19 protein-coding genes and 1 pseudogene are annotated in these 25,645 nt (G+C 39.7%); 7 read left to right on the top strand and 13 right to left on the bottom strand.

Features of this window, described 5'->3' with window-relative positions:
- Positions 1 to 2: 2 nt before the first annotated feature.
- Together BCU68_RS07495 and BCU68_RS07490 are read left to right on the top strand one after the other, a co-directional pair.
- Positions 3 to 1,043: an iron ABC transporter permease gene (locus tag BCU68_RS07495; RefSeq protein ID WP_102564165.1), complete on the top strand. Its 1,041-nt coding sequence runs from the start codon at positions 3 to 5 to the stop codon at positions 1,041 to 1,043.
- On the top strand, positions 1,040 to 1,837 hold the full coding sequence (locus BCU68_RS07490) for an ATP-binding cassette domain-containing protein (protein ID WP_102564164.1): 798 nt from the start codon (positions 1,040 to 1,042) through the stop codon (positions 1,835 to 1,837). The genes BCU68_RS07495 and BCU68_RS07490 overlap by 4 nt, the downstream gene beginning before the upstream one ends.
- Before the next feature lie 99 nt (positions 1,838 to 1,936).
- Here BCU68_RS07490 and BCU68_RS07485 read toward each other — a convergent pair whose 3' ends face one another.
- Positions 1,937 to 3,124 (bottom strand): potassium/proton antiporter, encoded by a 1,188-nt coding sequence (locus tag BCU68_RS07485; protein WP_102564163.1) that lies wholly within the window; start codon positions 3,122 to 3,124, stop codon positions 1,937 to 1,939.
- A 274-nt stretch (positions 3,125 to 3,398) separates the two neighbouring features.
- Positions 3,399 to 4,433 (bottom strand): GGDEF domain-containing protein, encoded by a 1,035-nt coding sequence (locus BCU68_RS07480; RefSeq protein WP_102564162.1) that lies wholly within the window; start codon positions 4,431 to 4,433, stop codon positions 3,399 to 3,401.
- Between the two features lie 73 nt (positions 4,434 to 4,506).
- Between BCU68_RS07480 and gltS the strand changes: the two genes are divergently transcribed.
- Positions 4,507 to 5,721 (top strand): sodium/glutamate symporter, encoded by a 1,215-nt coding sequence (gene gltS / locus BCU68_RS07475; protein WP_102564161.1) that lies wholly within the window; start codon positions 4,507 to 4,509, stop codon positions 5,719 to 5,721.
- A 107-nt stretch (positions 5,722 to 5,828) separates the two neighbouring features.
- Here the strand turns inward: gltS and BCU68_RS07470 are convergent.
- Positions 5,829 to 6,899, bottom strand: a pseudogene (locus BCU68_RS07470) (ISNCY family transposase); the annotation flags it as partial.
- A 416-nt stretch (positions 6,900 to 7,315) separates the two neighbouring features.
- On the opposite strand from BCU68_RS07470, the gene BCU68_RS07460 reads away from it, so the two are divergent.
- Positions 7,316 to 8,215, top strand: coding sequence for a hypothetical protein (locus BCU68_RS07460; RefSeq protein WP_102564159.1), 900 nt, complete (start codon positions 7,316 to 7,318; stop codon positions 8,213 to 8,215).
- Between the two features lie 137 nt (positions 8,216 to 8,352).
- Here BCU68_RS07460 and BCU68_RS07455 read toward each other — a convergent pair whose 3' ends face one another.
- The 6 genes from BCU68_RS07455 to BCU68_RS07425 form a co-directional block, all read right to left on the bottom strand.
- Positions 8,353 to 8,970, bottom strand: a complete 618-nt coding sequence (locus tag BCU68_RS07455; RefSeq protein WP_241901301.1) for a hypothetical protein — start codon at positions 8,968 to 8,970, stop codon at positions 8,353 to 8,355.
- Positions 8,971 to 9,862: 892 nt separating this feature from the next.
- Positions 9,863 to 10,909 (bottom strand): GMP reductase, encoded by a 1,047-nt coding sequence (locus tag BCU68_RS07445; protein ID WP_102564158.1) that lies wholly within the window; start codon positions 10,907 to 10,909, stop codon positions 9,863 to 9,865.
- 433 nt (positions 10,910 to 11,342) lie between these two features.
- The gene (locus BCU68_RS07440) at positions 11,343 to 11,798 is read right to left on the bottom strand and encodes a PAS domain-containing protein (RefSeq protein ID WP_102564157.1); all 456 of its coding nucleotides are present in this window, start codon (positions 11,796 to 11,798) and stop codon (positions 11,343 to 11,345) included.
- The gene (locus tag BCU68_RS07435) at positions 11,798 to 12,799 is read right to left on the bottom strand and encodes a response regulator (RefSeq protein ID WP_102564156.1); all 1,002 of its coding nucleotides are present in this window, start codon (positions 12,797 to 12,799) and stop codon (positions 11,798 to 11,800) included. The genes BCU68_RS07440 and BCU68_RS07435 overlap by 1 nt, the downstream gene beginning before the upstream one ends.
- Positions 12,800 to 12,919: 120 nt before the next feature.
- On the bottom strand, positions 12,920 to 13,171 hold the full coding sequence (locus BCU68_RS07430; RefSeq protein WP_102564155.1) for a hypothetical protein: 252 nt from the start codon (positions 13,169 to 13,171) through the stop codon (positions 12,920 to 12,922).
- Positions 13,172 to 13,373: 202 nt separating this feature from the next.
- Entirely contained in the window at positions 13,374 to 13,730 is a 357-nt protein-coding gene (locus tag BCU68_RS07425; RefSeq protein ID WP_102564154.1) for an NADH:ubiquinone oxidoreductase, read from the bottom strand.
- 508 nt (positions 13,731 to 14,238) lie between these two features.
- Between BCU68_RS07425 and BCU68_RS07420 the strand changes: the two genes are divergently transcribed.
- Positions 14,239 to 15,477 carry an OFA family MFS transporter gene (locus tag BCU68_RS07420; RefSeq protein ID WP_102564153.1) on the top strand — a complete coding sequence of 413 codons (1,239 nt, stop codon included), beginning with the start codon at positions 14,239 to 14,241 and terminating at the stop codon, positions 15,475 to 15,477.
- Between the two features lie 71 nt (positions 15,478 to 15,548).
- On the opposite strand, the gene BCU68_RS07415 is transcribed toward BCU68_RS07420, so the two are convergent.
- Genes BCU68_RS07415 through BCU68_RS07405 form a run of 3 tightly spaced genes read right to left on the bottom strand, consistent with a single transcriptional unit; the run spans position 15,549 to position 18,735 of the window.
- On the bottom strand, positions 15,549 to 16,781 hold the full coding sequence (locus BCU68_RS07415) for a glycine betaine/L-proline ABC transporter ATP-binding protein (RefSeq protein ID WP_102564152.1): 1,233 nt from the start codon (positions 16,779 to 16,781) through the stop codon (positions 15,549 to 15,551).
- Between the two features lies 1 nt (position 16,782).
- Entirely contained in the window at positions 16,783 to 17,673 is an 891-nt protein-coding gene (locus tag BCU68_RS07410) for a proline/glycine betaine ABC transporter permease (protein ID WP_102564151.1), read from the bottom strand.
- Positions 17,674 to 17,730: 57 nt separating this feature from the next.
- Positions 17,731 to 18,735, bottom strand: coding sequence for an ABC transporter substrate-binding protein (locus tag BCU68_RS07405; protein ID WP_102564150.1), 1,005 nt, complete (start codon positions 18,733 to 18,735; stop codon positions 17,731 to 17,733).
- Between the two features lie 283 nt (positions 18,736 to 19,018).
- Here BCU68_RS07405 and BCU68_RS07400 point away from each other — a divergent pair, with 283 nt between their 5' ends.
- Positions 19,019 to 21,385 (top strand): fatty acid cis/trans isomerase, encoded by a 2,367-nt coding sequence (locus BCU68_RS07400; protein WP_102564149.1) that lies wholly within the window; start codon positions 19,019 to 19,021, stop codon positions 21,383 to 21,385.
- Positions 21,386 to 21,391: 6 nt separating this feature from the next.
- On the opposite strand, the gene torS is transcribed toward BCU68_RS07400, so the two are convergent.
- A complete protein-coding gene (torS, locus tag BCU68_RS07395; protein ID WP_102564148.1) occupies positions 21,392 to 24,394 on the bottom strand; it encodes a TMAO reductase system sensor histidine kinase/response regulator TorS in 3,003 nt (1,000 codons plus the stop codon).
- Between the two features lie 101 nt (positions 24,395 to 24,495).
- On the opposite strand from torS, the gene torT reads away from it, so the two are divergent.
- Positions 24,496 to 25,599: a TMAO reductase system periplasmic protein TorT gene (gene torT, locus BCU68_RS07390; protein WP_102564210.1), complete on the top strand. Its 1,104-nt coding sequence runs from the start codon at positions 24,496 to 24,498 to the stop codon at positions 25,597 to 25,599.
- Positions 25,600 to 25,645: the final 46 nt, after the last annotated feature.

The following is a 25,645-nucleotide window of genomic DNA, read 5'->3' as shown; positions in this document are numbered from 1 at the left end:
CTATGCCTTTTTATCGCTATAGCGCTTTTCAGATCCCATTTACACTTTGCTTATTTCTAGCACTCTTTTTTGCGTATTTAAGCATTGGCGCTGTTTCCGTTCCTGTTGCCGATATTATTGCCATGTTTAAAGCTTACTTGCTTGGTGGTAGTGAGTTGGCAACGCAAGAGCAACCCCTTGCTTCTGCCATTGTGCTGCATATACGTTTTCCTCGCGCCTGCGCTGCGATATTTGCTGGCGGTGCATTAGCATTAGCCGGTGCTTGTACTCAAGGTCTGTTTAAAAACCCGTTAGCGAGCCCTGATGTTTTAGGGGTTAGCTCGGGGAGCAGTTTTGGTGCGGTCATGGCTATTGTTACTGGCTTTTCATTCATGCACCCTCTGTGGCTGCCCGTCTTTACTACGGTTGGTGCTTTATCAGCCACACTCTTCATTTATCTACTAGCATCAAAAACGTCATCGTCACAAATTTTGTTTCTGATCCTTGCTGGCCTTGCTTTATCGAGCTTATTAGGTGGAGCAACGATGGGGATTTTATTAATGGCTCAGCAATATGAAGTGAGCCAATTTGTCTTTTGGACCATGGGTGGCCTTGATGGTCGCATGTGGCAGCACCTTTTCTATCCAGCACCAATTATTCTTATTGTTGGTGTCATCTTATTGCGTCACACAAAAGCGTTAAATTTATTAGCACTTGGTGAAGAAAGCGCGCATGGTATGGGGCTTAACGTACAAAAAACTCGCTTTCGTCTGCTACTATGCGCCACATTACTCACTGCGATGTCGATTGCGGTTGCTGGTCCCATCGGTTTCATTGGTTTAATGGTGCCACATCTAGTACGTCTTCTTGTGGGCCCAGATCACGTCAAACTCCTTCCCTACTCGGCAATTTTTGGCATTATCTTCCTGTTACTTTGTGACTTACTCGGTCGCTGGATTATTGCCCCACATGAGCTAAAAGCTGGCATTATTACCTCATTTATTGGTGGTTGTTACTTCATCGGTTTGATTATCCGCTTTCAGAGAAAAGGGCAATTAGTATGAGTGATGTAATACTGAAAAAACCACAATTAACTGTCTCTGGTCTATGCTATCAAGCCGGAGCTAAAACCCTGTTAAATAATATCTCACTGGAGATCAACAGCGGTGAGCTTGTCGGTATTATTGGTCCAAATGGTGCAGGAAAAAGTACATTAATGAAGTGTTTAAGTGGGTTTCAAACATTGACCCATGGTGAAGTAGCACTTCAAGGTAAACCTCTGCATAAAATATCGCATATCGAACGGGCACGTTGTATGAGTTACTTACCTCAATATAACGAAGCAGCCTTTCCATTTAGCGTCGCCGAAACGATTAGCTTAGGGTTTCATGCCCAGCAACAACAAGCTTTTATCTCTCCAAAAACGATTCAAAGCCAAATTACCCAAGCATTACGCCAATTAGGTATTGAGCATTTAAGATCGCGTTCTATTACTGAACTGTCTGGTGGTGAAAAACAGTTAGTACACTTTGCTCGATTATTAGTTCAAGATACTCCACTGCTACTACTCGATGAGCCAACCGCGAGTCTCGATATTGGTCATGAGTCTCAATTAATGAATGTCTTAGCTAAGGCGTGTCAGCAAGGAAAATCGGCGCTAGTTGCGATTCATAACCTTAATACTGCTGCCGAGTTTTGCGATCGGCTAATACTCATTAATCATGGTGAAGTAATGGCTGATGGGCATCCTAGTGACGTACTAAGCCAGCAGAATATTCATCAACTTTATCAAGATAAGGTTATGGTAACTCGCCACCCTGTAACGGGAAATGCAATCATATCGCCCTATAAACAGTGATCATGAGATAAATAAAAAAAGCCTACTCCCTCATCGCTTTCTATTTAAAAAAGAGCGATGCAGGAGAGGCTTTTCTTATCGAGTAGATTCTATTTGGTACTATTTATCCACTAGACCTAACTTCTCAGATAGTGGCTCAATCGCCCAACCTTGCAAAATAACCGAAATCAGCACAATAAAGAAAACCATGTGGATCATCTCTTGTGAACCTGGAACGCCTGCCGATGCTGGAATTAAAGCAAAAACAATCGGTGTCGCCCCTTTGAGTCCAATTGCAGAAACAAATAGCTTTTTCTTAAACGATACTTTACGAAATGGTAAGTAACTTAAGAAGACGGCAACAGGTCTTGCTATAAAGATCAATGCCATCGCAGGAATAACCGCTGACCACATATCACCAAATAGTTCTTTCGGGAAAAACTGCAAGCCCAGAATAATAAACATAAGCGACTGCGCTAACCACGATAAGCTATTAAAGAAATGCTTGCTGACTTCACGCCCTCTTCTCAGTTCATTACCGATCAACACACCAGCAACATAAGAAGATACGAGAATGTTTCCGCCTAAAAAGTCACTGCCATAAGCGGCGATAAAGAAACAGGCTAGAATGAAAACAGGGATCAAACCATATTCTTGCAGCTTGATCTTATTGAGCAATTTAACACAACACCAACCAATGACGTAACCTGCGCCTAAACCAACGATAACTTGTTGAGCGAGTTCAACCGCGATATTCATGCTACTAATTTGCTGGTGAGAGTTAATCAGCATTTCCGTAAGAATAGCAACTAATAATAGTGCCACCGGGTCATTAGTTGCGGATTCAAATTCTAAGATAGTATCCGTCGATTCTTTTAACTTTAACTTTTTAGATTCTAGAATCGAGAATACCGCCGCCGCATCGGTTGAAGAGACAACCGCAGCAAAAAGTAAGCAGGTTAAAATATTAAAATCGGTGATGAAGTAAAGCAGACCACCAAATATTAGTGTGGTAAATAAAACGCCAAAGCTAGAGAGTACCCCACCTTCTTTATAAGCGACTTTTATACTGGCTTTTGAAGTATTCAAACCACCGACAAATACAATTACATTTAGAGCTAACGAGCCGATAAATGACGTTAACGCCAAATCATCGTAAACAAAATTAAACTCACCATTACCAAATAGCAGACCAACGCCAATGAAAATAAGTATCGAAGGTAAACCTAACGTTTTTGATGGTTGGTGAAGCAGGATACCGACAGCGATTAATGCAGCCATTCCTAACATAAGTAATTCTGTGCTCAATAGACTTCTCCTAAAAGTATAATACAAACGATTTCGTCACTTTGAGTGTAACACGTGAAAGTTAATTTCCGGTTAACAATTACGGTTAACCGCATAAAGTCACAATAAAAAATGTTACTGGGTGTGATTACTCCGCAGTAACGTCTTCATTACTTTAAAATCACGATTAAAATCAGTAATTACTACTTTTGAGTGTCTTGCTTAGTCAGAAGAGGTTGGTAGGATTGTCTCTTACTTTGTGGCTTTTGCTATATTATTTATACTAACGGATTATTTAATCACAAACTCGATTACGACCTGCTTTTTTCGCTCGATACATAGAAGAATCGGCTTGATTAATCAACTCCTCTAAAGTCTGGTTGGTGTAACAACTGACGCCTATACTAATCGTCATTGCAACCGATCTCGACTTTAATCTTAAAGGACTTGAAGAGACACCTTGCCGATACTCATTAGCGCGCTTGATCAGCTTCTCTTTAACATTAACGCACTCCAAAGGCATGGGTGTCAGAATAAGAAACTCTTCTCCACCCCAACGAATAACGACTTCATCACTTTGCTTTACCTTAGAGATGACCGCAGCAATATGCTGTAAAGCTTGATCTCCAGCTGCATGCCCATAACGATCATTCACTTGTTTAAAGCGATCGACATCGACCAGCATCACACCAAAGTTTATCTCCTTATTCACCGCTAATTCTATTGCCGTTGCCGCTAACTTCTGCCCTTCACGCCGATTAAATAAACCAGTCAGCTGATCAAGAGTGGCATAACGAGTCAGCTTTTCTTCTAATTTCTTTTGGGCTGTAATATCAAATATAACGCCAATGATGCCAGCAATTTCTCCTTGTGGGTTATAAAAGCATTTTTTATGAAACACCACCCAAAGCGTTTCACCCACTTGATTAGTAAACTCATTTTCATAACACTGAGTCCCACCATCAGCACATAACTCTGTGTCAGCTTTTTTACATGCACTTGCAAACTCTGTCTCAAATAGATCATGTGCAGTACTGCCAATAAGCTCTTCGTGGGATATCTGCACAAAGTGTTCAAAAGCTTGATTGCAACCCAAGTAGACCCCCTGTGTATCTTTATAAAAAATAGGGACAGGTAAGGTATCAATAGTTTGCTGCAAAAACGGAGGACTACCTGCAAAGTAGCTTAATAAATCAGCAGGAGGTTGGTTCTCATTCAAAGACATCTCATTTGATTCACTTGTTAGCATGTATTTTGAGTATAGTTGCTCATGGCGATTCTTACACTCAAGGCTAAAAATATCTCTGGCACTCGGATAAAAATCACGCATAATTAGTGAGCAACTTGCTGTTAAGTCATTACATTGCCAAATGTCGCTCGCTATTTTAAGGAACTAATCATCGATGTCCGAAATAATCGTTTCACCTCTCGTTTCTTTTACGATTGCTATCACCTTACTTTTTATTGGTAAAGGGCTAATTGAACGATCAGAAGTATTACGAAAGTACTCACTGCCAGAGCCAGTTATTGGTGGTTTTGTCTGCGCTGCAACTGTTGCGGCTCTGTATTATATTTTTAAAATTCAGCTGACATTTAGTTTAGATGTAAGAGATTACTTATTACTTTATTTCTTTGCTGGCATTGGTCTGCAAGCTGACTTTAAGACATTGATTAAAGGCGGTCGCCCACTCTTCATTTTGCTCATTCTTGCCGCTGTCTTTATTGTTTTGCAAAATATTGTCGGCATGGGTGTGGCTTCTAGCTTTGGCTTAGATCCTAAAGCTGGGTTACTTTCTGGCTCTGTCAGTCTTATTGGTGGTGTCGGTACAACATTGGCTTGGGCACCGACTTTTGTTGAAGAGTATGGCATTAGTAATGCGATGGAACTGGGTGTCGCTTCTAACACCGTGGGTTTAATTGCTGCCTGTGTTATTGGTGGTCCAATTGCCAATTACCTACTGAATAAACATAACGTACAACCTTCTAGTGAAGAAGAAGTGGTCGTTGGTCAATACCAAGAGAAAGCAACCAGTGTCGAGCTCAGTCATTATGGGGTCTTATGGGCGTGGTTAGTTCTCAACCTTACTTTAATGCTCGGTTATAGTATCAGTGAAGTCATTGAGTCTGCCGGTTTAAAGCTACCGTTATTTGTGAGCTGCCTCATCGGTGGTATCTTTATTGGTAACATAGGTCGTGCATTATTTAAAAAACGTCGTACTCAAGTCAAAATTGAGCAAGGTCGTAAAGGTTTGGCAATGATTTCCGATATTTGCCTGGGGATGTTTTTAACCATGGCTCTAATGGGGCTACGTATTTGGGATTTAGATGGGTTATTTGCTTATATCTCGGTGATTATGTCGATACAAATCATTTTCTCTCTTCTATTTACTGTTTTTGTTGTCTACTTCCTCATGGGCAGAAATTATGACTCTGTCGTTATCTGTTCTGGCTTTGGTGGTATTACACTCGGCTCAACGGCAACCGCAATCGTCAATATGACCGCTGTAACTAACCGCTACGGTGCAAGTCCTCAAGCGTTTATCATTGTTCCTCTTGTCTGTGGCTTCTTTATTGACTTAATCAATGCACTCGTCATTAGCTACTTTGTAGGGTTTTAATATGGTGCTCATACTCTTTATATAACTGATAAAAAAAGCCAGAGTTAGACGTTAATCTAATTCTGGCTTTAAAAGTGCCTTAATGACTATAAATATATCTCTTTATTCAGCCCTAGCGACCCTTGCTTTGCCATGATTTGCTGATAGGTGTAAAGTGTTTGACGAGAGCAGCCTAGGATACGGGCTGCTTTTGATATGCTCCCCAGCTGCTCAACTAACTCGAATACTTCTATTTTTCGTTGTACTTCTTTTCCATATTCACTGCATTTACGAGGCTCAACGAGTTCAGTTATATCAAGTCGTCGATGACCAAAATAGGCAGACAATGCCCCATCGAACGTATAATCACGACGTATCTTACGCTAGTATTTCTGCATACAAATAGTATTCAGATCTAAGTCATCAGGGATGACACTTAAAGGCAGAACGCTGGCTTTTAGCTTATACCATAACGTTTTGTACCCAGTAGTTAGGAATGAGCTCTTCCTGCAAATATCGGTTCGCACTCTCCATATCCGTGATGTTGTGCAATCGTAATTCTGGCACAAGCCGATCTTAGAAGTTATCAAATGAACGTTCAATTCGTCCTTTTCCCTATAGTTAGTTTGCAAATATAATTTCAAGCTCATCACAAGCTCTTTGCATTTGGAAGAAGTTACTGTGTTTAGGGCACCCAAAGATACCTGCTCTATCCACATAGAGAGTCTTGAATATGCCGCGTTACTCGATATAAGCTCGCATCACTTTCATACAGCCTTCGGTAGTTTCAGATCGGAAGAGCTGGGCATGAATATCACTGGTAGCATCTCAATAATTGCGATCAAGCAGGATTTATCATCACCGAACCAACGATGAGGGCTATAATCCATTTGTAGCATTAGACTAGGTATCTCCATACGTTCACGATACTTCCTGACTCGACTTCTACGTCGCTTTGCGCGTTTAACATGATGGATGTCATGCGCCCAAGAACGCAAAGTTCTACGTTTAATAGCCATCCCTTAATTCTTCTGAAGAACCTCAAAGAGGTGTTGCTGATTAAAATCGTCATACTTGGTATGCATGAGGCTTTGTACTTCTTTCTTGAGCGAATCAGGGATCTTATTAACTGGAGATCGCCCTGGATTCCCATGAATGACGAAGCAAACACCTTCTTTCCGATATCGACTGAGATTGTAGTGGTACGCTGAATTTGGTCACTTAGTTAGAGGTCGATGATCCAACAACACCACCACCAAGTGCACGATTGTCGGTAGATTCAATTATGACTACCGGACAAGGTGTTTTCGCAAATCACTCTGATGGCTATATCTCCATATAGAACAAGCCTTAATGAAAAAATCACCCCATACTCCCACAAGCAATTAAAGCAAGCTGCATCAATGAAGTATTACACAATGATGCTTCATGAAGATGGTAGTTATATTACCAGCAAACACTCAGACTTGATAAACACGCGATATGGTGAAACTAGCATAAAATCTGTTGACATTATCTCTGGTGGATTGGAAGATTTTTATGTCCTTAGAGAAGACGGATCTATGATCATCATAGAATCATCATAGAATCATCATATTTTGGATTTACTGAAAAATTGTCTCAAGTTTTCGATGGTACTTCATCCATTAAAGAAGTTGCTACATCGAAATTTAACGGGATAACATTGGTTAGTTTGGAAAATGGCGAAGTATACCTAGTGACACCTCATCATGACGAAAGTTCTAGTGATATTGTGCGGTATATTGGCACATTTGCGGACCCAGAGTTACGCATCCCACCACTAGAACGTGGTTTCGTGATTGATGGAGAGCGTATTTTCTCAGTTTCTAGCAGTGGAACTTCTACTGAAGTTACTCAAGGGTGGCGTGCTGCTGAGTTCTACCTAACTCATAATTCATATGTTGCTGTTGATACAGACGGTGTAATGAGAGGTGATGGTTCGTTTTTGAATGATAGAGAGATTTACGCTGTACATCACGCAGGTTGCACTATCTTATTTGAGTTAACAAATGGCGAATTCGCGAACTCATACGAAAATCGATGCAAGGCAATACCAGATATATCAGCTTTGACTAAATTAAGTGGTCGTAGAATATCTCAACTACATGTTGGCTCGGATTCAAGTGTTTATGAAAAAATGTATGCGGCAATTCTGGATGATGGCTCCGTAGTTACTTGGGGATTGGCTGATAAAAATGATGCTCCGCATATCCCATATGAATTGGAAGACTGGCTAGACGGTAGCGTGGATGTCACTAAGTTGGCCATGAGCAAATGGGGAATCATTGCTCTACGAACAGATGGGCAAGTAGCTTCATGGGGTTCTGATGGACTAAACTTTAAATATGGTATTGCTTTAAAAGAGGACGGCATGCCATTTTTGGCATCAGATATCGCCATTCCTTACAATTTTATGACTTGGGCTAGTGATAACTTTGCAGCTATAGAAAAAGATACGAATTACCTCTACACGTGGCGTTTAATTTTAGAGTAACTTCTAAACTGTTGTTGTGGTTTATGAAGTGACCCCATACCAAAATCACAGAATTTACTAATAATAAGTGGCTTCGGGCTTGTTCAACACCAGAATTAAGTGTTGCGCAGCCAACACTTAATCCTTGTTTATATGTTTTATAGATACCTTTGTTTGCAGTCCCCACATACATAATGCTCGTGTACTATTTGCCTTGTATTTGCTGAACTGCAAATTTCACAGAAACTAAAGCTTGAATTAAAACCTACTTTTACGTTACCTTTTAACTTTTCTATTAGATCCATATTTAGTAATGTTTCAGCTTCGTTAATAGTATTATTTTCTAATAACTTTTCTTGTTCTTCTATTTCATTTTTTACATCAGAAATAATAATACTAAGAGCTTCTTTGGTTAATCCTTCTTTTCCGATTACAAAGAATAACTCTTTTAATTTTTTCTCAGCGGAAGCAATACCTTTATATGTCAATTCATCCAAGATAATTTCTAGTGAGGATTTAACTTCAGGTACATATTTTTTAACTACTTCCCATTCTTTATCTTTTTCAACTTGTGTAGCACGATCACTTGTTACGATATTAAAAATTTCTGACTTATCTCCTGTAATGAGCAAGCATATAGCTGCAAGTAATGGAGATATAAATGCTGCGATTAATCCCCAAACAAAACCATTTCTCCCTAACTTTGAAGCCCATACTCCAATTAAAATAGAGAGAACAAACCAAAAAATAAAACCACCAAACATAACACCAAACATAACTATAACCCTAAAAAATATAATGCATCATACCATAATTTAAATATAACGCCTTGTTAAGTAACAACTAACAACACTTTACCAACTTAAAACTCTAAGGTAAACATCTCGCAACTACTAAACCTAATCACACTTACATTACTCTATTAGTTATGTGGGGCTACCCCCTGTGTCAGGCTCTTTTTTCTTAGCATTACCTTCATTGTTATGCGTCCTCGATTCACAAAAAAACCAAGATTAATACATAAATTTACAAGGCTTTCACTTGATTTGCATATAAGGAAACAACAAGAAATATTCATGGAATTTGATGTAAATTTAAAGGCTATTTGCAGGTTATTAGAAAAGCATCACAGACTAATATATAAAGGACATTCGTCCATGATAAATAACTTTTTCAAAGTGATTTATATGTACGACGGTGCATTAAACCCATTAGTAGTAGTTAGTGCTAGAACACATAACCCAGATATTAAAGTACAAAAAATCGACTTCTAGCCGCAGAGAAAACAAAAATCCAAGCGTTAAGTGCAGCAATGAGAAAGCTAATTCAAATTTGTTTTAGGGGAATAAAAAACAAACAATATATCAGCCTACATTAGGTTTAAATTAGGTTTGTACTTGGTTCTGAGAGATGGTATCTACAATCAAACTCCAAATCGGATTCGAATATATGGATAGAGTTCGTTTTGAGGCTGAAAAAACGTAATATGTTTTTTATTGACGAGTTTCTAAGAATTCGTTTTTTCATAATAAAACAACCATACCTGTAGTAAACTTACTTAAGCATTGTATACTTTATAAGCTAATTCAAGGCATGGTTGTTTTTAATTCAACGTATGGCTTCGTAAAAGCAATGGTTAGTTGTTTTTACATGAAAAAATCGACTTAATTAAGCATCTTTACCGTATACGTTGTTTTCTTGCTCTTGTACGCGGATGAACGTGGTACGCTTAGTTAGCTCTTTAAGCTTCGCTGCACCTACGTAAGTACAAGTTGAACGTACACCACCAAGAATGTCATTGATTGTGTCGTTCACATCGCCACGGAATGGTAGTAATACTGTTTTACCTTCAGCAGCACGGTAATTAGCAACACCACCTGAGTGTTTAGCCATTGCGCTTTGAGAAGACATGCCGTAAAACTTCATGAAAGTCTTACCATCTTTTTCAATTACTTCGCCGCCAGATTGCTCGTGACCTGCTAGCATACCGCCAAGCATTACGAAGTCTGCACCGCCACCGAACGCTTTAGCAACGTCACCAGCACACGCACAACCACCGTCACCAATGATCATACCGCCAAGACCGTGTGCTGCATCCGCACACTCAATGATTGCAGAAAGTTGTGGATAACCAACACCTGTTTTAACACGTGTGGTACATACAGAACCAGGACCGATACCGACTTTAACAATATCCGCACCAGCAAGAATAAGCTCTTCACACATATCGCCAGTTACAACGTTACCTGCAGAGATAGTTTTTGTTGGGAATTCAGCACGTACACGTTGTACATACTCAACTAAATGCTCAGAGTAACCGTTGGCAATATCGATACAGATAAATTCTAGATCTTCGCTTAATGCTAGGATTTCTTTCGTTTTTTCAAATTCACGGTCAGAAGTACCCGTTGATACGAAAACTTTATTTAGTGTCTCTTTGCTTGCGCCTTTTACAAATTCAGCCCATTGCTCAATTGTGTAATGCTTGTGCATTGCAGTCATAACACCGTGCTTTGCAAGCTCAGTCGCCATTTCAAAGCTACCTACAGAATCCATATTAGCAGCAATAACAGGAACACCTGACCATTGACGACCGCTATGCTTGAAGGTAAAATTGCGAGTTAACTCAACTTGAGAGCGGCTTTTTAGTGTTGAACGTTTTGGACGAAACAATACATCTTTAAAACCTAACTTAAGTTCTTGTTCGATACGCATAGTGATATTCCTTTCTTCATTTAATGTTGTGTCACTGCACAATGCACGAGTAAACGTTGGCAGACGCTTCTCAAATTTCGGACACAAAAAAACCGGGGCGCTGGCAGGCGCTCCGGTTTTCAGCATTATAGGTCGCAATTTATAACTAGCAAGACTGATAATTTATTTTTTTTTATGCTATTGTTTTAAAATTGCAAACCCCGCAAAATCACCTCTCTATCAAGATAGTAACAAAACAACATAAGACCATGATTTTAAACAACTTATGCATTGACTATTACTAATATAAAACTAACTACTCTGTTACTTCATTTACGTTAATGCCAATCAATCTGGTTAAAACTTAATCAAACAGTAATAAAAAGTACTATATTCTGTATTTAATTCACTAAATGACCGCCATAAAAAGAAGTGATGTAGATCACATTACTGACTATTTTATACTATTTACTGTTGTTCGCTGAGTCGTTAATGCTTCAGTTGTCACATCTTGAATCGATAAAAACAATGCATTGATCTTGCCTGAAGGGTTGCGCATGGGATTTAAAGTCACATTCTGGTACATGAAGTCTGCCTGCTGGGTCACAGGTCTCACGTTACGACATTTGAAAAGGTAGGGTCGTTGCTGCCAAGTTATAAAACTTCGGCAACCTAAATCATAAACTGGCTTGGTTTTTAATGTAAACCACTCTTGTGGGATCTCGGGAAAAAGTTCAAACAATGAATGCCCTATTGCCTCACTAGATAACCGACCACTATGATGCGTCATAAAGCCATTCCAGACTTTAACGGTATAATCTTCATCAATCACAATCAGACCCATATCAACATTCTGTACCATATCGATCATCCAATGAAACTGTTCAAACTCTGCTGGTAAATTTAGCATTAAAAATCATCCAATAAATAAGCAAGCTTACGATCAAGCAAAGGCAGTGACTCATCAACAAACATAAAGAGTAAATCGCAGCGAATCGAAGTGTCTTCTATGTTATAGCTAACTTCAAATGTCATCGTTTTATTAAACGTACCCGCTGTATTATTGATCACAGAATCAATGGATATATGCTGTCCTAATAAAACCGGTGAACTTTGGAAAAAACGCACTTCTGCTTGTCGACCTAAACCATTAAGGAAGGAACCGACCAGAATATTAGAAACATCCATTAGCAACTCTAACTCTTCTAAGTCGTCACTCTCTGCTGGCACCTTCATCAGTTGCTTTAAATCGGCAACACTAGAGTCTGATAACAAAACTAACGCTTCCCCTGAAATACCTTCACCACTAAAACCTTGGCAAATACCTGATATTTGATCATGCTCAGCGAGATCGCGCAGTGCCATATGTAACTCACTGACTTCAAATATATTGACGTTAGGCAGAGGCAACTGAACAAATACATCAAAATAACGCGCTAAGGCATCAGCTGCACAACCAATAGCAACATTCGCCACTTCCATATAAATATCTCGGCGGCGTAAAGCTGGCAGCTCAGCCTGAGGTATGACTGATGATGGTGTACCTACAGAAGGAATAAATGGTGTTAATATTTCGTTCAATAAACGTTTATCAATTGGCTTTTGAATAAATCCTTTTGCCCCTAGTGCCATAACTTTTTGCTGAGCTTTCGGCTGAATATCACCAGAAACAACAATAACTGGAGTCGATAAATCCAGTCTCTGCATTTCAGATAAGGTTCCAAATCCATCTAGCTCTGGCATTGTTAGATCTAAAAACATCAAATGAAATGTCTGCTTATTAAGCAGATTAAGTGCTTCTAAACCATTTGTTGCAAACGTTATTTCAGCATGACAATGAGAAGGAAGTGATCGAGCTATCTGCTTGCGGGCTAATGCAGAGTCATCACAAATAAGAATAGAAAAGGACATCCAACACCTTGGAATAGAGCGTATATGATACGGTAAATATGATTAACTTTAGACTGTAACATAATATTCACTATCAAACATAACTATGTTAACAATGGTCTGAGTAAAGTTTGACGTATGCTATATATTTAAAGTGTATTGAGGCCATAAGATTAAGACAATAAAGCGCAATATCACCGCAAAGATTAAAAATGCGATACCAAGTCGATACCATTTATACTCTGAAGTCGTCAGTGGTACTCGCTTATAAAACATGGTCGCAATTCCTGCCCAATCTTGGCTGCGTTTTCCGTATTGGATAACACCAATTAACACGAATGCGATACCAAACAATAATATTGCTTTTTCTGCTACATAAAAACCTACTTCCATTTTAGCCCCTACTTACTTAATCCAACGTAATCATGCGTTAAATTTTAATCATAAACACAGATTAAATCTGTAGGACTATAGTCGAAGTCTGTTGCTTGGTGTCTATAACAAAAAACCAGAATCAGATATAAATCTAACTCTGGTCAAATGTATTAACTAGCAACTCATTTCGATATAGAGATCTAGGTATGAATGTTAAGTATTAATGTGCCAGATGCAGCTTTTTGGCAATGATTCTATCTTTATAAGTAAACCATACATACGTAACAACAACGGAAAAGAACAGATACGATAGCGCAAAGATAAGCGGTGATGTCAGTAGTTCAGCAGAAATACTCCATGCAACACCAATAACAGTAATAGCTATTTTAGACAACATGCCACATAGCAGTAGCAACAACGCTAATTGTGGAAAACGGGTACTACGAAATGCAAACCAGTAACAACTTCCAACCGCTAAAGCAGCAATATATAGACCAAGCAGAAAAGAATGTAGATGATCCGCAGAAGCGATACCTCCTGTTACAGAAATTATCGAAATTAGAAGTAGTTTACCCATAGCACGCCTCACTTAATAAAGTAGAAAAAGCATCCGTTCAATTTTGAAATCTCATTTTTCACTTATTTTCGCATGTTAAGAGCAGATTACAAGCACAAAAAAACAACATAAATCACAAAATACAATAGAAAGTAAGCTGCTTTTACAACACTTTAACATAACAAATGTAAAAAAATGTTTCACACCATCAACTTGAGGAAATTCATCTGAAAATAAACATAAAATCAACATTTGATTTTAATTTTATCCCTTTTTCTGCTACTTCATCTTATTGGTTATTTCTAGTTATCATTATCGCCAATCATTAACGCAACATTTTCGAAACAATAAAGCTCCAAAGACCTGATAATTTTAAATTAATGGAAAAAAGTGATTCCAATCACAGTGAGTTTGGTTATAATCCGCGCTCTTTTTTATGTCTGTGTTGATAAACGCAAACTTATTTTGAGCTAATCCCTCCCCCCCTTTTAATTTTGCCTTTCACGAGGCAACTAGAACGAGAGTAAAAATGAGCAAGATTGATAAAGCAATGCGCATCCTGCTAGCTGGATTCTGTATCAACCTTTGTCTTGGCATCCTGTATGCTTGGAGTGTCTTTAATAAAGCACTAGTAACGGATTTTGGTTGGAGTGCCGCTGATGCATCTTCTCCTTACGCTGTTGCTACTATCGCGTTTTCTGCCTGCCTATTAATTGCAGGTATCCTTCAAGACCGTATGGGTCCACGTAATATTCTTATATTAGGTGCATCAATGACGGGCTTAGGTATGATTGCATCAAGCTTTGCTGAATCAGTACTGATGCTTAACATTACTTTCGGTCTAATTACTGGTTCTGGTATTGGCTTTGGTTACGCTTGTCTAGCGCCTGCTGCAATGAAGTGGTTCCATCCTTCTAAGAAAGGCATGGTAAACGGCTTAATTGCTGCTGGTTTTGGTTTAGCGGCTGTTTATCTAGCACCTTTAACATCGACGCTTATCTCAACCGTTGGTATCCACTCTAGCTTCATGATCCTTGGTGTTGGTATCCTAGTTATTGCTGTTCCACTAGCATTCACTATTAGCAACCCACCAGCGGACTACACGCCAGAAGAACCAAAAGTAAAAGATGGTCAAGCACCAGTTAGCGTTAAGAAGCCTGAAGATCTAAGCTGGAAAGCGATGCTTAAAACACCTCAGTTTTACTCTCTATGGGTAATGTATGCACTAGCGGCATCTGCAGGTCTAATGATCATTGGTAACATTACCAATATCGCAAGTGTTCAAGCTAACCTACCTAATGCAGTTTATCTTGCATCAATCCTAGCTATCTTTAACTCTGGTGGCCGTGTTGCGGCTGGTATCCTATCGGATAAGATTGGTGGTATCCGTACTTTGCTACTTGCTTTCGTTATCCAAGGCATCAACATGGTTCTATTCAACACGTTTGATTCAGAATTCACATTGATCATTGGTACTGCTCTAGCGGCTCTAGGTTACGGTACACTTCTAGCGGTATTCCCATCTCTAATTGCGGAATTCTACGGTCTGAAAAACTACGGTACTAACTATGGTGTTCTATACACTTCATGGGGTATTGGTGGTGCAATCGGTGCTGCTGTTGTTGGTTACTCAATGACTCAAGGTGGTGGTAGCTATACTCTTGCTTACACTATCTCTGCTGCAATGATGGGTGTTTGTATTGTACTCGCTCTTATCACTAAGCCTATTTCTGAAGAAAAAGTAGCTCAACTGAAAGCATCAGCTTAAGTTACTTCTCTTAAATAAAAAGCGCTTAACCTAGCGATAGGTTAAGCGCTTTTTTTATTGCTTAAAAATGATTAAGCAGACTTTACGGCACTTTCTTCTTCATGAGACTGATCACTTAATACCTCAGCTAAGGTTGAACGACATAAATGCCCCTCTACATCCCCTTCTGCATTTAATACAGGTAATGGGTGCTCATTATCAATCATCTCTGGGATAACACTTTCTAATAATGCATCACTTTGTACCGCGGGAACATCCTCAAGTAAAGATGAGTCAATCGTATTGCTATAGTCACCCTTTTCAACATTCTCTAATGTCTCCTGTGTGATTAAGCCACGGTAGCCATCTTCTTCATTAACAACATAACCATAGTCTTGCTTTGAGTTACGCATTTGTATCACCGCTTCCCCAATCGTTTCTGTCGATATACGACAAACTTGAGGTTGCATCACCGTCTCTACCGTTAAAGCGCGCGCGCGATTCACATCTTTTACGAAGGCTTCAACATAGTCATCAATAGGATTAAGCAGAATATCAACCGGCTCACCTTGCTGTACTAAAATACCATCACGTAAAATAGCGATCCTATCACCTAAACGCAGCGCTTCATCAAGATCGTGGGTAATAAAGACAATGGTTTTATGCAGCTTATCTTGCAAACCAATTAACTGATCTTGCATTTCACTGCGGATCAAAGGATCTAAGGCGGAAAAAGCTTCATCCATTAATAGAATATCAGCATCGGTACACAGTGCTCTTGCTAAACCAACACGCTGCTGTTGCCCACCAGACAATTGACCAGGATATTGATTCGCATAACCATCTAAGCCTACCGTCTCTAACCACTGCTTCGCCGACTCTTCGCGCTGACTTTTTTTAATCCCTTGAACTTGCAAACCATAAGCGATATTTTGCAAAACAGTTCTATGCGGCATTAAGCCAAAGCGCTGAAATACCATCGACATTTTATGACGGCGGAAGTCTTGTAGCTCTTTATCATTCAGTTTCATGACATCACTACCAGCAATTTCTATCTCGCCAGCTGTCGGCTCTATTAAGCGATTAAAGTGACGGATCAAGGTTGATTTACCAGAGCCCGATAGACCCATGATCACAAAGATCTCACCAGGATAAATATCTAGGTTAATATCTGACAGCCCAACAGTGTGACCTGTTTCAGATAAAATGGTGTCCTTTGACTTGCCAGCTTTAACTTCTTCTAACACTTTTTTTTCATTACGACCAAAAACTTTGTATAAATTCTTAATTCGTATTAACGGGGTCTTACTATCCGTTGCGTCCATCTTATTGTCCCCCAAAGTTTTGCAAAGTACGCTTAGCATAACTTTGTGAAATGCGGTCAAAGATAATCGCTAATGCAACAATCGCTAACCCGTTGAGTAGCCCAAGAGTAAAGTATTGATTAGTAATTGATTTAAGTACAGGTTGTCCTAAACCTTTTACTCCGATCATAGAAGCAATAACGACCATAGCCAGTGCCATCATAATCGTTTGGTTAATCCCCGCCATAATATTTGGCATAGCTAGCGGTAATTGAACACCAAATAGGCGCTGCATAGGGCTTGCACCATAAGCTGTCGCTGCCTCTAATACCTCTTTATCGACCAGTCGAATACCTAAGTTAGTTAAACGTATAACAGGTGGAATAGCGTAGATAATCACCGCAATCACCCCTGGTATTTTACCAATACCGAGCAGCATCACCACAGGGATCAGGTACACAAAGGCTGGCATCGTTTGCATAATATCAAGTACTGGCGTGACAATAGATTGCACCCGGTTGGAACGCGCCATGGCGATCCCAATAGGTATACCGATACAAATCGCCAATAGTGTGGAGACTAAGATAATACTCATGGTACGCATGGTGTTATCCCACATACCAAAGAAGCCAATGAGGAAAAAGGCAACGCCAACACTCAACGTCAGTTTCCATGAACGACTCGCACCGTATGCAAATGCCGCTAATACAGCGATCACTAACCACCATGGGCTACCAAGTAATAGTTTTTCAAACCAGATAAGAAAAGTTAATAACGGATCAAAGAAGGCTTCAATACTGTCACCGTACTCACGTGAAAAACCACGATAAGCCCCATCTAATGTTTTTCTTATATCAAGAAGCTGATGACGATCTAACTGAGGAATTTCAGAAAACCATGATTTATCAGACATTTTATTTACTCCCTAAAAACACAAAAGCCCGGGCATCCCGGGCTTAATAGATAAAAATTAAATTTCTGATAGAGCTTTCTTTATTTTACTCGCTGTTGCTGAATCGACCCATTTAGACCATGTGTCTTCATAGTTCGTTAAGAAGTGTTCAACTGAATATTCACCATCAGCTTGTTCATCTTCCATCCAAGCAAGTAATTCATTCATTTGACCATTAGTAAACGAACGCGCAGCAAGGTAAGTGATTGCCTCTGGAGATCGTTGAGCAAAATCCTCTGTGACAACCGAGTCTACGGCTGAAGGTGGGTACATTGTCGCTTTTGGCTCTAAACAGTCAATTTGAGTGATACATTCTTCATAATGCTCTTTATCGGTACCAGAGCCAAAGTCCACTTTCACCATATCGTATTTACCCAACACCGAGGTTGGTGCCCAGTAGTAACCAAACCATGCCTCTTCTCGTTCATATGCTTTTGCTATAGAGCCGGTAAGACCCGCACCAGAGCCTGGATCAAGCAGTTCAAAACCTGAATCCGCAAGTTTCATAGCATTAAATAACTGGCTAGATGATATTTGGCAATTCCAACCCGCTGGGCAACCCATAAATGCTGACTTAGATGGGTCTTCTGGATGTGTAAATAGCTTAGCGTTTGCTTTAATACCTTCAATTGTGGCTAAAGACGGATCTTTTTCAACCATATAAGCTGGAACCCAAAAACCCTCTTCTCCACCTTCAGATAAGGTCTTTCCAGCATAACGGATACGCCCTTCTGCCACACCCTTATCGAGTGCTTCTTTCATTGAATTACTCCAAAATTCAGGAGCAAGATCTGGCTGACCTTTTTCAACCATTGAAGTCCCTGTCGGCATAGTATCGCCAGGAACCAGTTCGGCATCGCAATCAAAGCCGTGTTCGAGTATAAAGCGGTCAATATTGGCGATCAAAGTGGCTGAGTTCCAATTCATATCAGCAATAGTGACCGTTCCACACTCGCTTGCAGAGGCGTTCATAGCAAAAGATGAACAGGCAAGTATTAGTGATGATGATACAAGGTTACGCATATTAATATCCTTATTAATTCATTAACTTATGTATAATTTCAACAAGTATTTTTCACATGTAGCGCACTAAGCAACCAGCGCCAATGTTAAGGTATGTTACAACAAATAAGCTCCAATTGTAAAAAATAATCATAAGATCTTATATTTATTGAAAGTTTACAACCTAAAATACATGATATAAATACATCGAAATGAGCAACATTGACTAACAAAAAGGTCAACATTAATTGCGAAATGTTACATCTTTGCTTTAATTCCAGAATAACTCTTAAAAGGCTGCATTATGATTTTAAAACAACGTCTTCTACTCGTATTCATCGTTCTCTTTTCTGGTTGTGCCACTTATGCTGGCTTAAATTACGATCAACTTTTCGGCAAAGAGCAAGTTCGAGAAAGGCAAGCAACGCCTTCAACTGCAGCAGCAAGTCATTTCCTCAATGAAGTAAAGCCCATCATTGATAAGCGCTGCGTCGTTTGCCATGCTTGCTACGATGCGCCCTGCCAACTAAAAATGTCCTCGCCTGACGGTATTGATCGTGGGGCAAGTAAAAATAGGATTTACCAAGGAACACGACTAACCGCGACAGCGCCAACACGACTATTTGAAGATGCTCAACTAACTGAAGAGTGGCGGCAATCTGGTTTCTATCCTGTTTTAAATGAACGCGACCAAACACCCCAAGCCAATATTGAGGCAGGGTTAATTGCACGTTTATTAATGCAGAAGAAGAACCATCCTCTTCCAGATCAAGTTCAGCTAGAAGGTTTTGATTTTGCAATTGATCGTGTTCAGCAATGTCCAACCATGGATGAATATGATCAATATGAAAAAGACTACCCAACTTGGGGAATGCCCTATGGGATGCCAAATCTGGCGGACCAAGAGTATGCAACGCTCATGAATTGGCTGCAAACTGGGGCAAAAATGAATACGCCTCAGCCATTAACAACGAATGAAACAAGTAATATTGCCTTGTTTGAAAGCTTTTTAAATCAAGACGCACTAAAAAACCAGTTAGCCTCGCGCTACATCTATGAACACCTCTTTCTTTCTCATCTCTATTTTTCGGAACTCACCAACAACAATAATAAAACACCGCGCTTTTTCGCATTAGTTCGCTCTGTAACCCCCCCTGGTGAGCCCGTTAAAAGAATTGCAACACGCCGACCTTATGATGACCCTAATGTTGAGCGTGTTTACTACCGTTTAATTCCAGAGCTAGGCACAATTGTTGATAAGACCCATATGCCTTTTGCACTAAACCAAACCATACTAAGTAACTGGAATCAATGGTTTATAAAAGAAACGTATGAGGTAACGGCACTACCAAGTTATAACGTGCATGTTTCAGCTAATCCGATGACCGCATTCATTGATCTTCCGGTTAAATCACGTTTTAAATTCATGCTCGATAATGCCCAAAATACAGTGATGGCTTATATCAAGGGTCCTGTTTGTCGCGGTCAATTGGCACTCAATGTTATCAATGATCGCTTTTGGGTATTCTTTCTTGATCCAGATAAAACGGATATACCAGAGGTCAGTGCCTTTTATCAATCACAAGCCGATAACCTTAAGTTACCAGGCGAATTAAAAAGTAATGTGTTACCCATAACAACATGGGCGCGCTATTCTCGCCAACAAGGACGCTACTTAGAAGCTAAATCTGAGTTTACTAATCAAGAGTTTAAAAATGGTGCAAATTTAGATACGAACTTAATATGGACAGGCAATGGTACCAATCCAAATGCTGCTTTAACTATTTTTAGGCACTTTGACAGCGCATCTGTTGTTCAAGGCTTGGTGGGGGAAAAACCAAAAACGGCATGGGTTCTAGACTACGCCCTACTTGAACGCATCCATTACCTACTTGTGGCTGGCTTTGATGTTTATGGCAACTTTGGACACCAGTTGGTCACACGGATGTTTATGGACTTTTTACGCTTAGAGGGAGAGAGTAATTTCTTATCGCTATTACCAAAAGACATACGCCATAAAGAGCACTCAAGCTGGTACCAAAATCAACACCCACAGCTGAGTCAATTTCTGCAGCGTAACGTTGAACCGTTTAATCAGCCAACACAAGTGATATACAAAACCAATGATCCGAAATCTGAATTGCTCGATCAGTTAAAAGCGAAGGTACAACCAGTGCTCAACCATCGCTATCGCATCACCAATACAGGTTTAAGTGAAAATAATGAAGCGCTTTTAAAACAGATAGATAAGATAAAAGGTACGGGATTAATTCATGTACCACAAAATATCATTATGATGATCAAGCCTGAATCGGGTACTGAGCAATTATTTACTATTTTGCATAACAATGCTCATAGCAATATATCGAGTTTGTTTAGTGAAGATAAAAATAGAGACTACCAAAATGATGACCTAACTATTGTCAGAGGCGTTGTCGGTAGTTACCCAGAAGCCTTTTTACAGGTACAAGAAAAAGACATTGCTAAACTTGTCGTCATGCTAGAAAAACTAGCGACGGAGCAAGATTACATTGATATTTTAGATGCCTTTGCTGTGCGCCGAAGTGATAGTGATTTCTGGTCTTTTAGTGACCGAGTCCATCAATGGTATCAAAATGACCAACCTATTGAAGCTGGTCTACTTGATTACAACCGTTTTGAGAACCGTTAACCGACTTTAAGGTAGCTGGGTTAATAAGTCCTTAAGTTGCTCACTTGAGTCAATAATAGCATTAGATAGTGCCTCTTTTGATTGAGTTAAGTGAGCTAAAGGATCAACAGCAACTTCCAGATCAAAACAGAGTTCAGATAGGTAATTTAACCCCAAACTTCCTGCCGATCCTTTTAATTTGTGAGCTAATTCGACAATGGTATCGGCAGCCTTCTCCTCCTCAGCTTGCTTTAATTGCAACTCAATCTCTTGGCTAGTTTGTACAAATAGATCGACGATAAAACTTACTTTTTCAATGCCTAATATTTTTACATCTTGGCGAATAACATCGGGGTTAATCCATTTTTCATCAATGGAGGGCACGGTTCTTCCTGTCGGTTTAGTCAAGGATTTCAGTTGATTAAGTTCATTGCCTGCCTTGCTGGGAAGATTTTGATCGAGCTGTAGTGCTTTACCTAAATGAACTCTCTCTTTTAATGCCGCTTGAATCTGATCATCTAATGCCTCTTTCTCTAACGGTTTAGGTAAAAATCCATCAAAGCCCATCGCTAAATATCGCTGAACATCCTCAGCAAAAACATGTGCCGATACTGCAATCATAGGCGTGACAACGGACACACCTCGCGCTTCCTCTTGTGCTTTCAACTGATGCAATAAATCAATACCACTGCCATCAGGTAGGTGGATGTCCAATAGGGCTATATCAAAGTCCTGTTGAGAGAAGAGATGTAGAGCCTGATCAATATTCTCAGCGATCACAGTCTGATGATTTAAATTCTGCAAAAAACCTTCAGCAACAAGACTATTAATTGGGTTGTCTTCAACTAACAAAACCTTCGCTCGATATTTGCTTTTTTCTGCTTTAGGTAATGCCATTACTATGACATCTGATACTTCCTGTGATTGCTGTAATGGCACAGAAAACCAAAATCGGCTACCTTCATGTTTAACAGAATCAACACCAATTTCACCGCCTAGAGCCTCAATAATATGCTGGCAAATAGCGAGACCTAACCCTGTACCTCCTGTTGAGTTTATCCCTCCAACCGCTTGAATAAACGCATCAAATATGCAGCCTAACTCTTGTTCATCAAGCCCTATACCTGTATCAGATACTTCAAATAACACCTGCTGAGTCGCACCTTGTTCAACATTTTCTTGAAAGCGGGTATCTAAACTGACATAGAGATCAATACTGCCCTGTTCAGTGAACTTTATCGCATTACTAATCAAGTTATTAAGTACCTGCGAAAGCCGAACACCATCACCTAAGCAGTGTGGATTAACATCACTTTCAATAAAGTAATTGAGCTCAATACTTTTCTCGTTTGCGCGCCCCTGCATAAGCTCAAAACTATCAGCGACTCGCGTGGCTAAATCAAAAGGCAAAGTTCGAATTTCAATGTGTCCAGCTTCAATTTTTGAATAATCTAATACATCATTAAGTATCGCTAATAAATTTTTACCACTGCGATTGATGATCTCAGCATACTGATTTTGCTGCTCATCAAGCCCACTCTCTTGAAGAAGCCTTGCTGTTCCTAATACCCCATTCATTGGGGTGCGAATTTCATGGCTCATTGTGGCAAGAAAGGCAGATTTTGCACGGTTTGCTTGTTCAGCTTCTAACTGTGCCTTAGCATGGTTTTCAACTTCAATATTTAAACGCTGATTCGTCAGTTGCAATTGATGTGTCCGCTCTGCAACGAGCTCTTCTAACTGCCCTTTATGCATTTCTAATTCCGACTTGGCTTGCGCTTCCCTTTCAGCGACCACTTTAAGCGATCGAGCGGTATTTCTCGCTGTCATAATCGCTCGCCCCATATTCGCTAACTCATCATGACCTTTAGCATTAATATTGATAGATAGATCGCCACCAGCCACCGCCAACAGTGCGTGTGAATACTCGGTTAAGCGTTTGACCACAGAAAGGTATACCACCTTCCAGATAATAAAAGCAGTAATGAGTAAGCCAATAATCGAGATAACCCCTAGAGACCACTGCGCATAATTAAGCGTTGTACTTAGTTCATTCACCGCTTTATTGGTCGACTGGTTCGATGATTCAATTAATTGCGTTACGGTTCTATTGAGTTGCGCAAATAAACTCAATGTTTTTTGCATCAATGATTGCGATTGAAGGCTGTTATTCACTCTTTGTCGTAAGAGATCAAATAAATTCTGACGCTGGTCTAGTTCTGCTAATAATGCAGTCATTTGTTGCGATCGCGTGGGATCTTCAACAGAGTGAATACGGCGAGACATAATGGTTAAGTTACTCGAAAAATTCGCTTCTAGCTGCTTGATACGATCTAAATCCGTCACCGTTTTCGCTTCTTCGATAATATTCAAGATCTTAAATGCTAATAGGTGCAATTCATGCAGACGATCGGATAAATCAAGATCTACTTCAATCAGAGCATCCAGTGCTTGATAAGAGTCCTCAATGTTATTTTCTTCTAATAAGTCATAAATATGAGTGATATTGGCAACGGCAATCGTACTGGTATTTAAAACTTGAGTACGCGTTAATTGCTCAAGTTCGACACTAAACGTACGCATCGCTTCGACTTGCGAATAAACACGGTTCTCGAGCATCAATTTACTTTCAACACCTAACCCTAATTCCGCTATATTATCAATAACTTGCTGCACCGTACTTTCTAAGCTATTTAGTAGATTTTCATCAAAAGAATCTGAACCTAATGCTTGTATATGGGTTAATAACGCATTGAGTTTATTAAATAGATCTTTGCCTGACGCTTGTCTTTGCTCTTCTGTCTTAACGTTACTTAAAGTCTGTACTGAGGAGATGATTCGAGAACTTAGTTCTGATACCTGGCGAGCTTCTATCATTGCAGGTAACGCAGAGTTGACAACATTACTTTCCGTCTTAGCCACAAATGAAAAACCTGATACACCAATAACGGCTGACAAGAGCACTAAAACAGCCATAACCAAAAAGGAAAGCAGAAGTTTGCGACCAATACTTGCGGTTGCTAATAACATGAAGGTTCACCTTAAATACCTGTTCAATACGTACTAAGCTTCTTAACCCAGCAAGAATACGCTATATTTTGCAGTGTTTACTGATTAATTTAATGGGTTTCATGTCAAATCTCACAGCTTTGCTAGTACGTACAACACTACTCTCTCTTTGTTTATGGCAAAGTGTTGGTTCACTTTTCTCTTCTGCATACGCCACAGAGAGCCCGCATGTAATCGCTAATCCCTATGTCATAAAAAGCCCTTATGTCATAAAAAAAGCACCCGCTAAAATTTGCGCTCTCTATCCACACTTGAAAGATTCTTATTGGTTATCCGTTAATTATGGAATGGTATCGGAAGCTAAGCAACAAGGCGTAGAACTACGAGTACTCGAAGCAGGTGGCTACCCAAATAAAGATAAGCAAATAAAGCAACTTAAGCTATGCCGACAGTGGCAAGCTGATGCCATTATTTTAGGTACCGTTGACCCACAGCTTTATAATGATCAACTGTCAGAACTCATTGGTGATATACCGCTATTTTCTGCCGTTAATGATTTAGAACTCGCTGGTGAAAGTATCCAGCAACTTAAAGGCGTTATTGGTGTTGATTGGTATTTAATGGGTTTTAAATCTGGACAATATTTAGCTGACAGGCACCCAAAAGGCAGTGGCATAACCAATATTGTTTTATTACCTGGACCGCAATCAAGTGGTGGTACTAAACCAACCATTCAAGGTTTTCATGATGCAATCAAAAACAGTGATATCAAGGTGATACAAAGCCAATGGGCTGATAATGATAAAGAGCTACAACGTAATATTTTACAAGAATTTATCCACTTGCCAGACTTAAAGTATGTCGTTGGAGGGGCGGTTGCTATTGAGGTGGCAATTAGTGAATTACGCACCGCAAAAAAATCTGCTGATATCGGCTTAGTTGCGACCTACTTCAGTCACGGTGTTTACCGAGGTCTACTGCGTAATAAGGTGGAATTTGCGCCCAGCGATCAAATGGTCAAGCAAGGTCGCTTAGCCATCATTCAAGCTGCGCATTATTTACGCAATGAAACGTATCAAAACCCAATCACATTAGAGGTTAAATCATTAACGCCGACAACACTGGAAAAAAACATCATCACCAATTCTTTATCACCCTCGGGCTATCGACCTATTTTTAATGTGAGTACGATTGAAAAAATCAGCCATCGTGTTATTAATAACTGAAATTAAATGAAATAATTAGCATTCCCCATAAAGAATGCTCTGCACT

Origin of the sequence: Vibrio sp. 10N.286.49.B3 (assembly GCF_002873395.1) — a bacterium.
Taxonomy (GTDB): domain Bacteria; phylum Pseudomonadota; class Gammaproteobacteria; order Enterobacterales; family Vibrionaceae; genus Vibrio.
This window is presented reverse-complemented; position numbering and strand designations above follow the sequence as displayed.

Excerpts from the sequence above, each read along its gene's own strand:
- BCU68_RS07495 (WP_102564165.1), top strand. The coding sequence starts at position 3 with ATGCCTTTTTATCGCTATAGCGCTTTTCAGATCCCATTTACACTTTGC.
- BCU68_RS07490 (WP_102564164.1), top strand. The coding sequence starts at position 1,040 with ATGAGTGATGTAATACTGAAAAAACCACAATTAACTGTCTCTGGTCTA.
- BCU68_RS07480 (WP_102564162.1), bottom strand. The coding sequence starts at position 4,433 with ATGCGTGATTTTTATCCGAGTGCCAGAGATATTTTTAGCCTTGAGTGT.
- gltS (WP_102564161.1), top strand. The coding sequence starts at position 4,507 with ATGTCCGAAATAATCGTTTCACCTCTCGTTTCTTTTACGATTGCTATC.
- BCU68_RS07455 (WP_241901301.1), bottom strand. The coding sequence starts at position 8,970 with ATGTTTGGTGTTATGTTTGGTGGTTTTATTTTTTGGTTTGTTCTCTCT.
- BCU68_RS07445 (WP_102564158.1), bottom strand. The coding sequence starts at position 10,909 with ATGCGTATCGAACAAGAACTTAAGTTAGGTTTTAAAGATGTATTGTTT.
- BCU68_RS07440 (WP_102564157.1), bottom strand. The coding sequence starts at position 11,798 with ATGCTAAATTTACCAGCAGAGTTTGAACAGTTTCATTGGATGATCGAT.
- BCU68_RS07435 (WP_102564156.1), bottom strand. The coding sequence starts at position 12,799 with ATGTCCTTTTCTATTCTTATTTGTGATGACTCTGCATTAGCCCGCAAG.
- BCU68_RS07430 (WP_102564155.1), bottom strand. The coding sequence starts at position 13,171 with ATGGAAGTAGGTTTTTATGTAGCAGAAAAAGCAATATTATTGTTTGGT.
- BCU68_RS07425 (WP_102564154.1), bottom strand. The coding sequence starts at position 13,730 with ATGGGTAAACTACTTCTAATTTCGATAATTTCTGTAACAGGAGGTATC.
- BCU68_RS07420 (WP_102564153.1), top strand. The coding sequence starts at position 14,239 with ATGAGCAAGATTGATAAAGCAATGCGCATCCTGCTAGCTGGATTCTGT.
- BCU68_RS07415 (WP_102564152.1), bottom strand. The coding sequence starts at position 16,781 with ATGGACGCAACGGATAGTAAGACCCCGTTAATACGAATTAAGAATTTA.
- BCU68_RS07410 (WP_102564151.1), bottom strand. The coding sequence starts at position 17,673 with ATGTCTGATAAATCATGGTTTTCTGAAATTCCTCAGTTAGATCGTCAT.
- BCU68_RS07405 (WP_102564150.1), bottom strand. The coding sequence starts at position 18,735 with ATGCGTAACCTTGTATCATCATCACTAATACTTGCCTGTTCATCTTTT.
- BCU68_RS07400 (WP_102564149.1), top strand. The coding sequence starts at position 19,019 with ATGATTTTAAAACAACGTCTTCTACTCGTATTCATCGTTCTCTTTTCT.
- torS (WP_102564148.1), bottom strand. The coding sequence starts at position 24,394 with ATGTTATTAGCAACCGCAAGTATTGGTCGCAAACTTCTGCTTTCCTTT.
- torT (WP_102564210.1), top strand. The coding sequence starts at position 24,496 with ATGTCAAATCTCACAGCTTTGCTAGTACGTACAACACTACTCTCTCTT.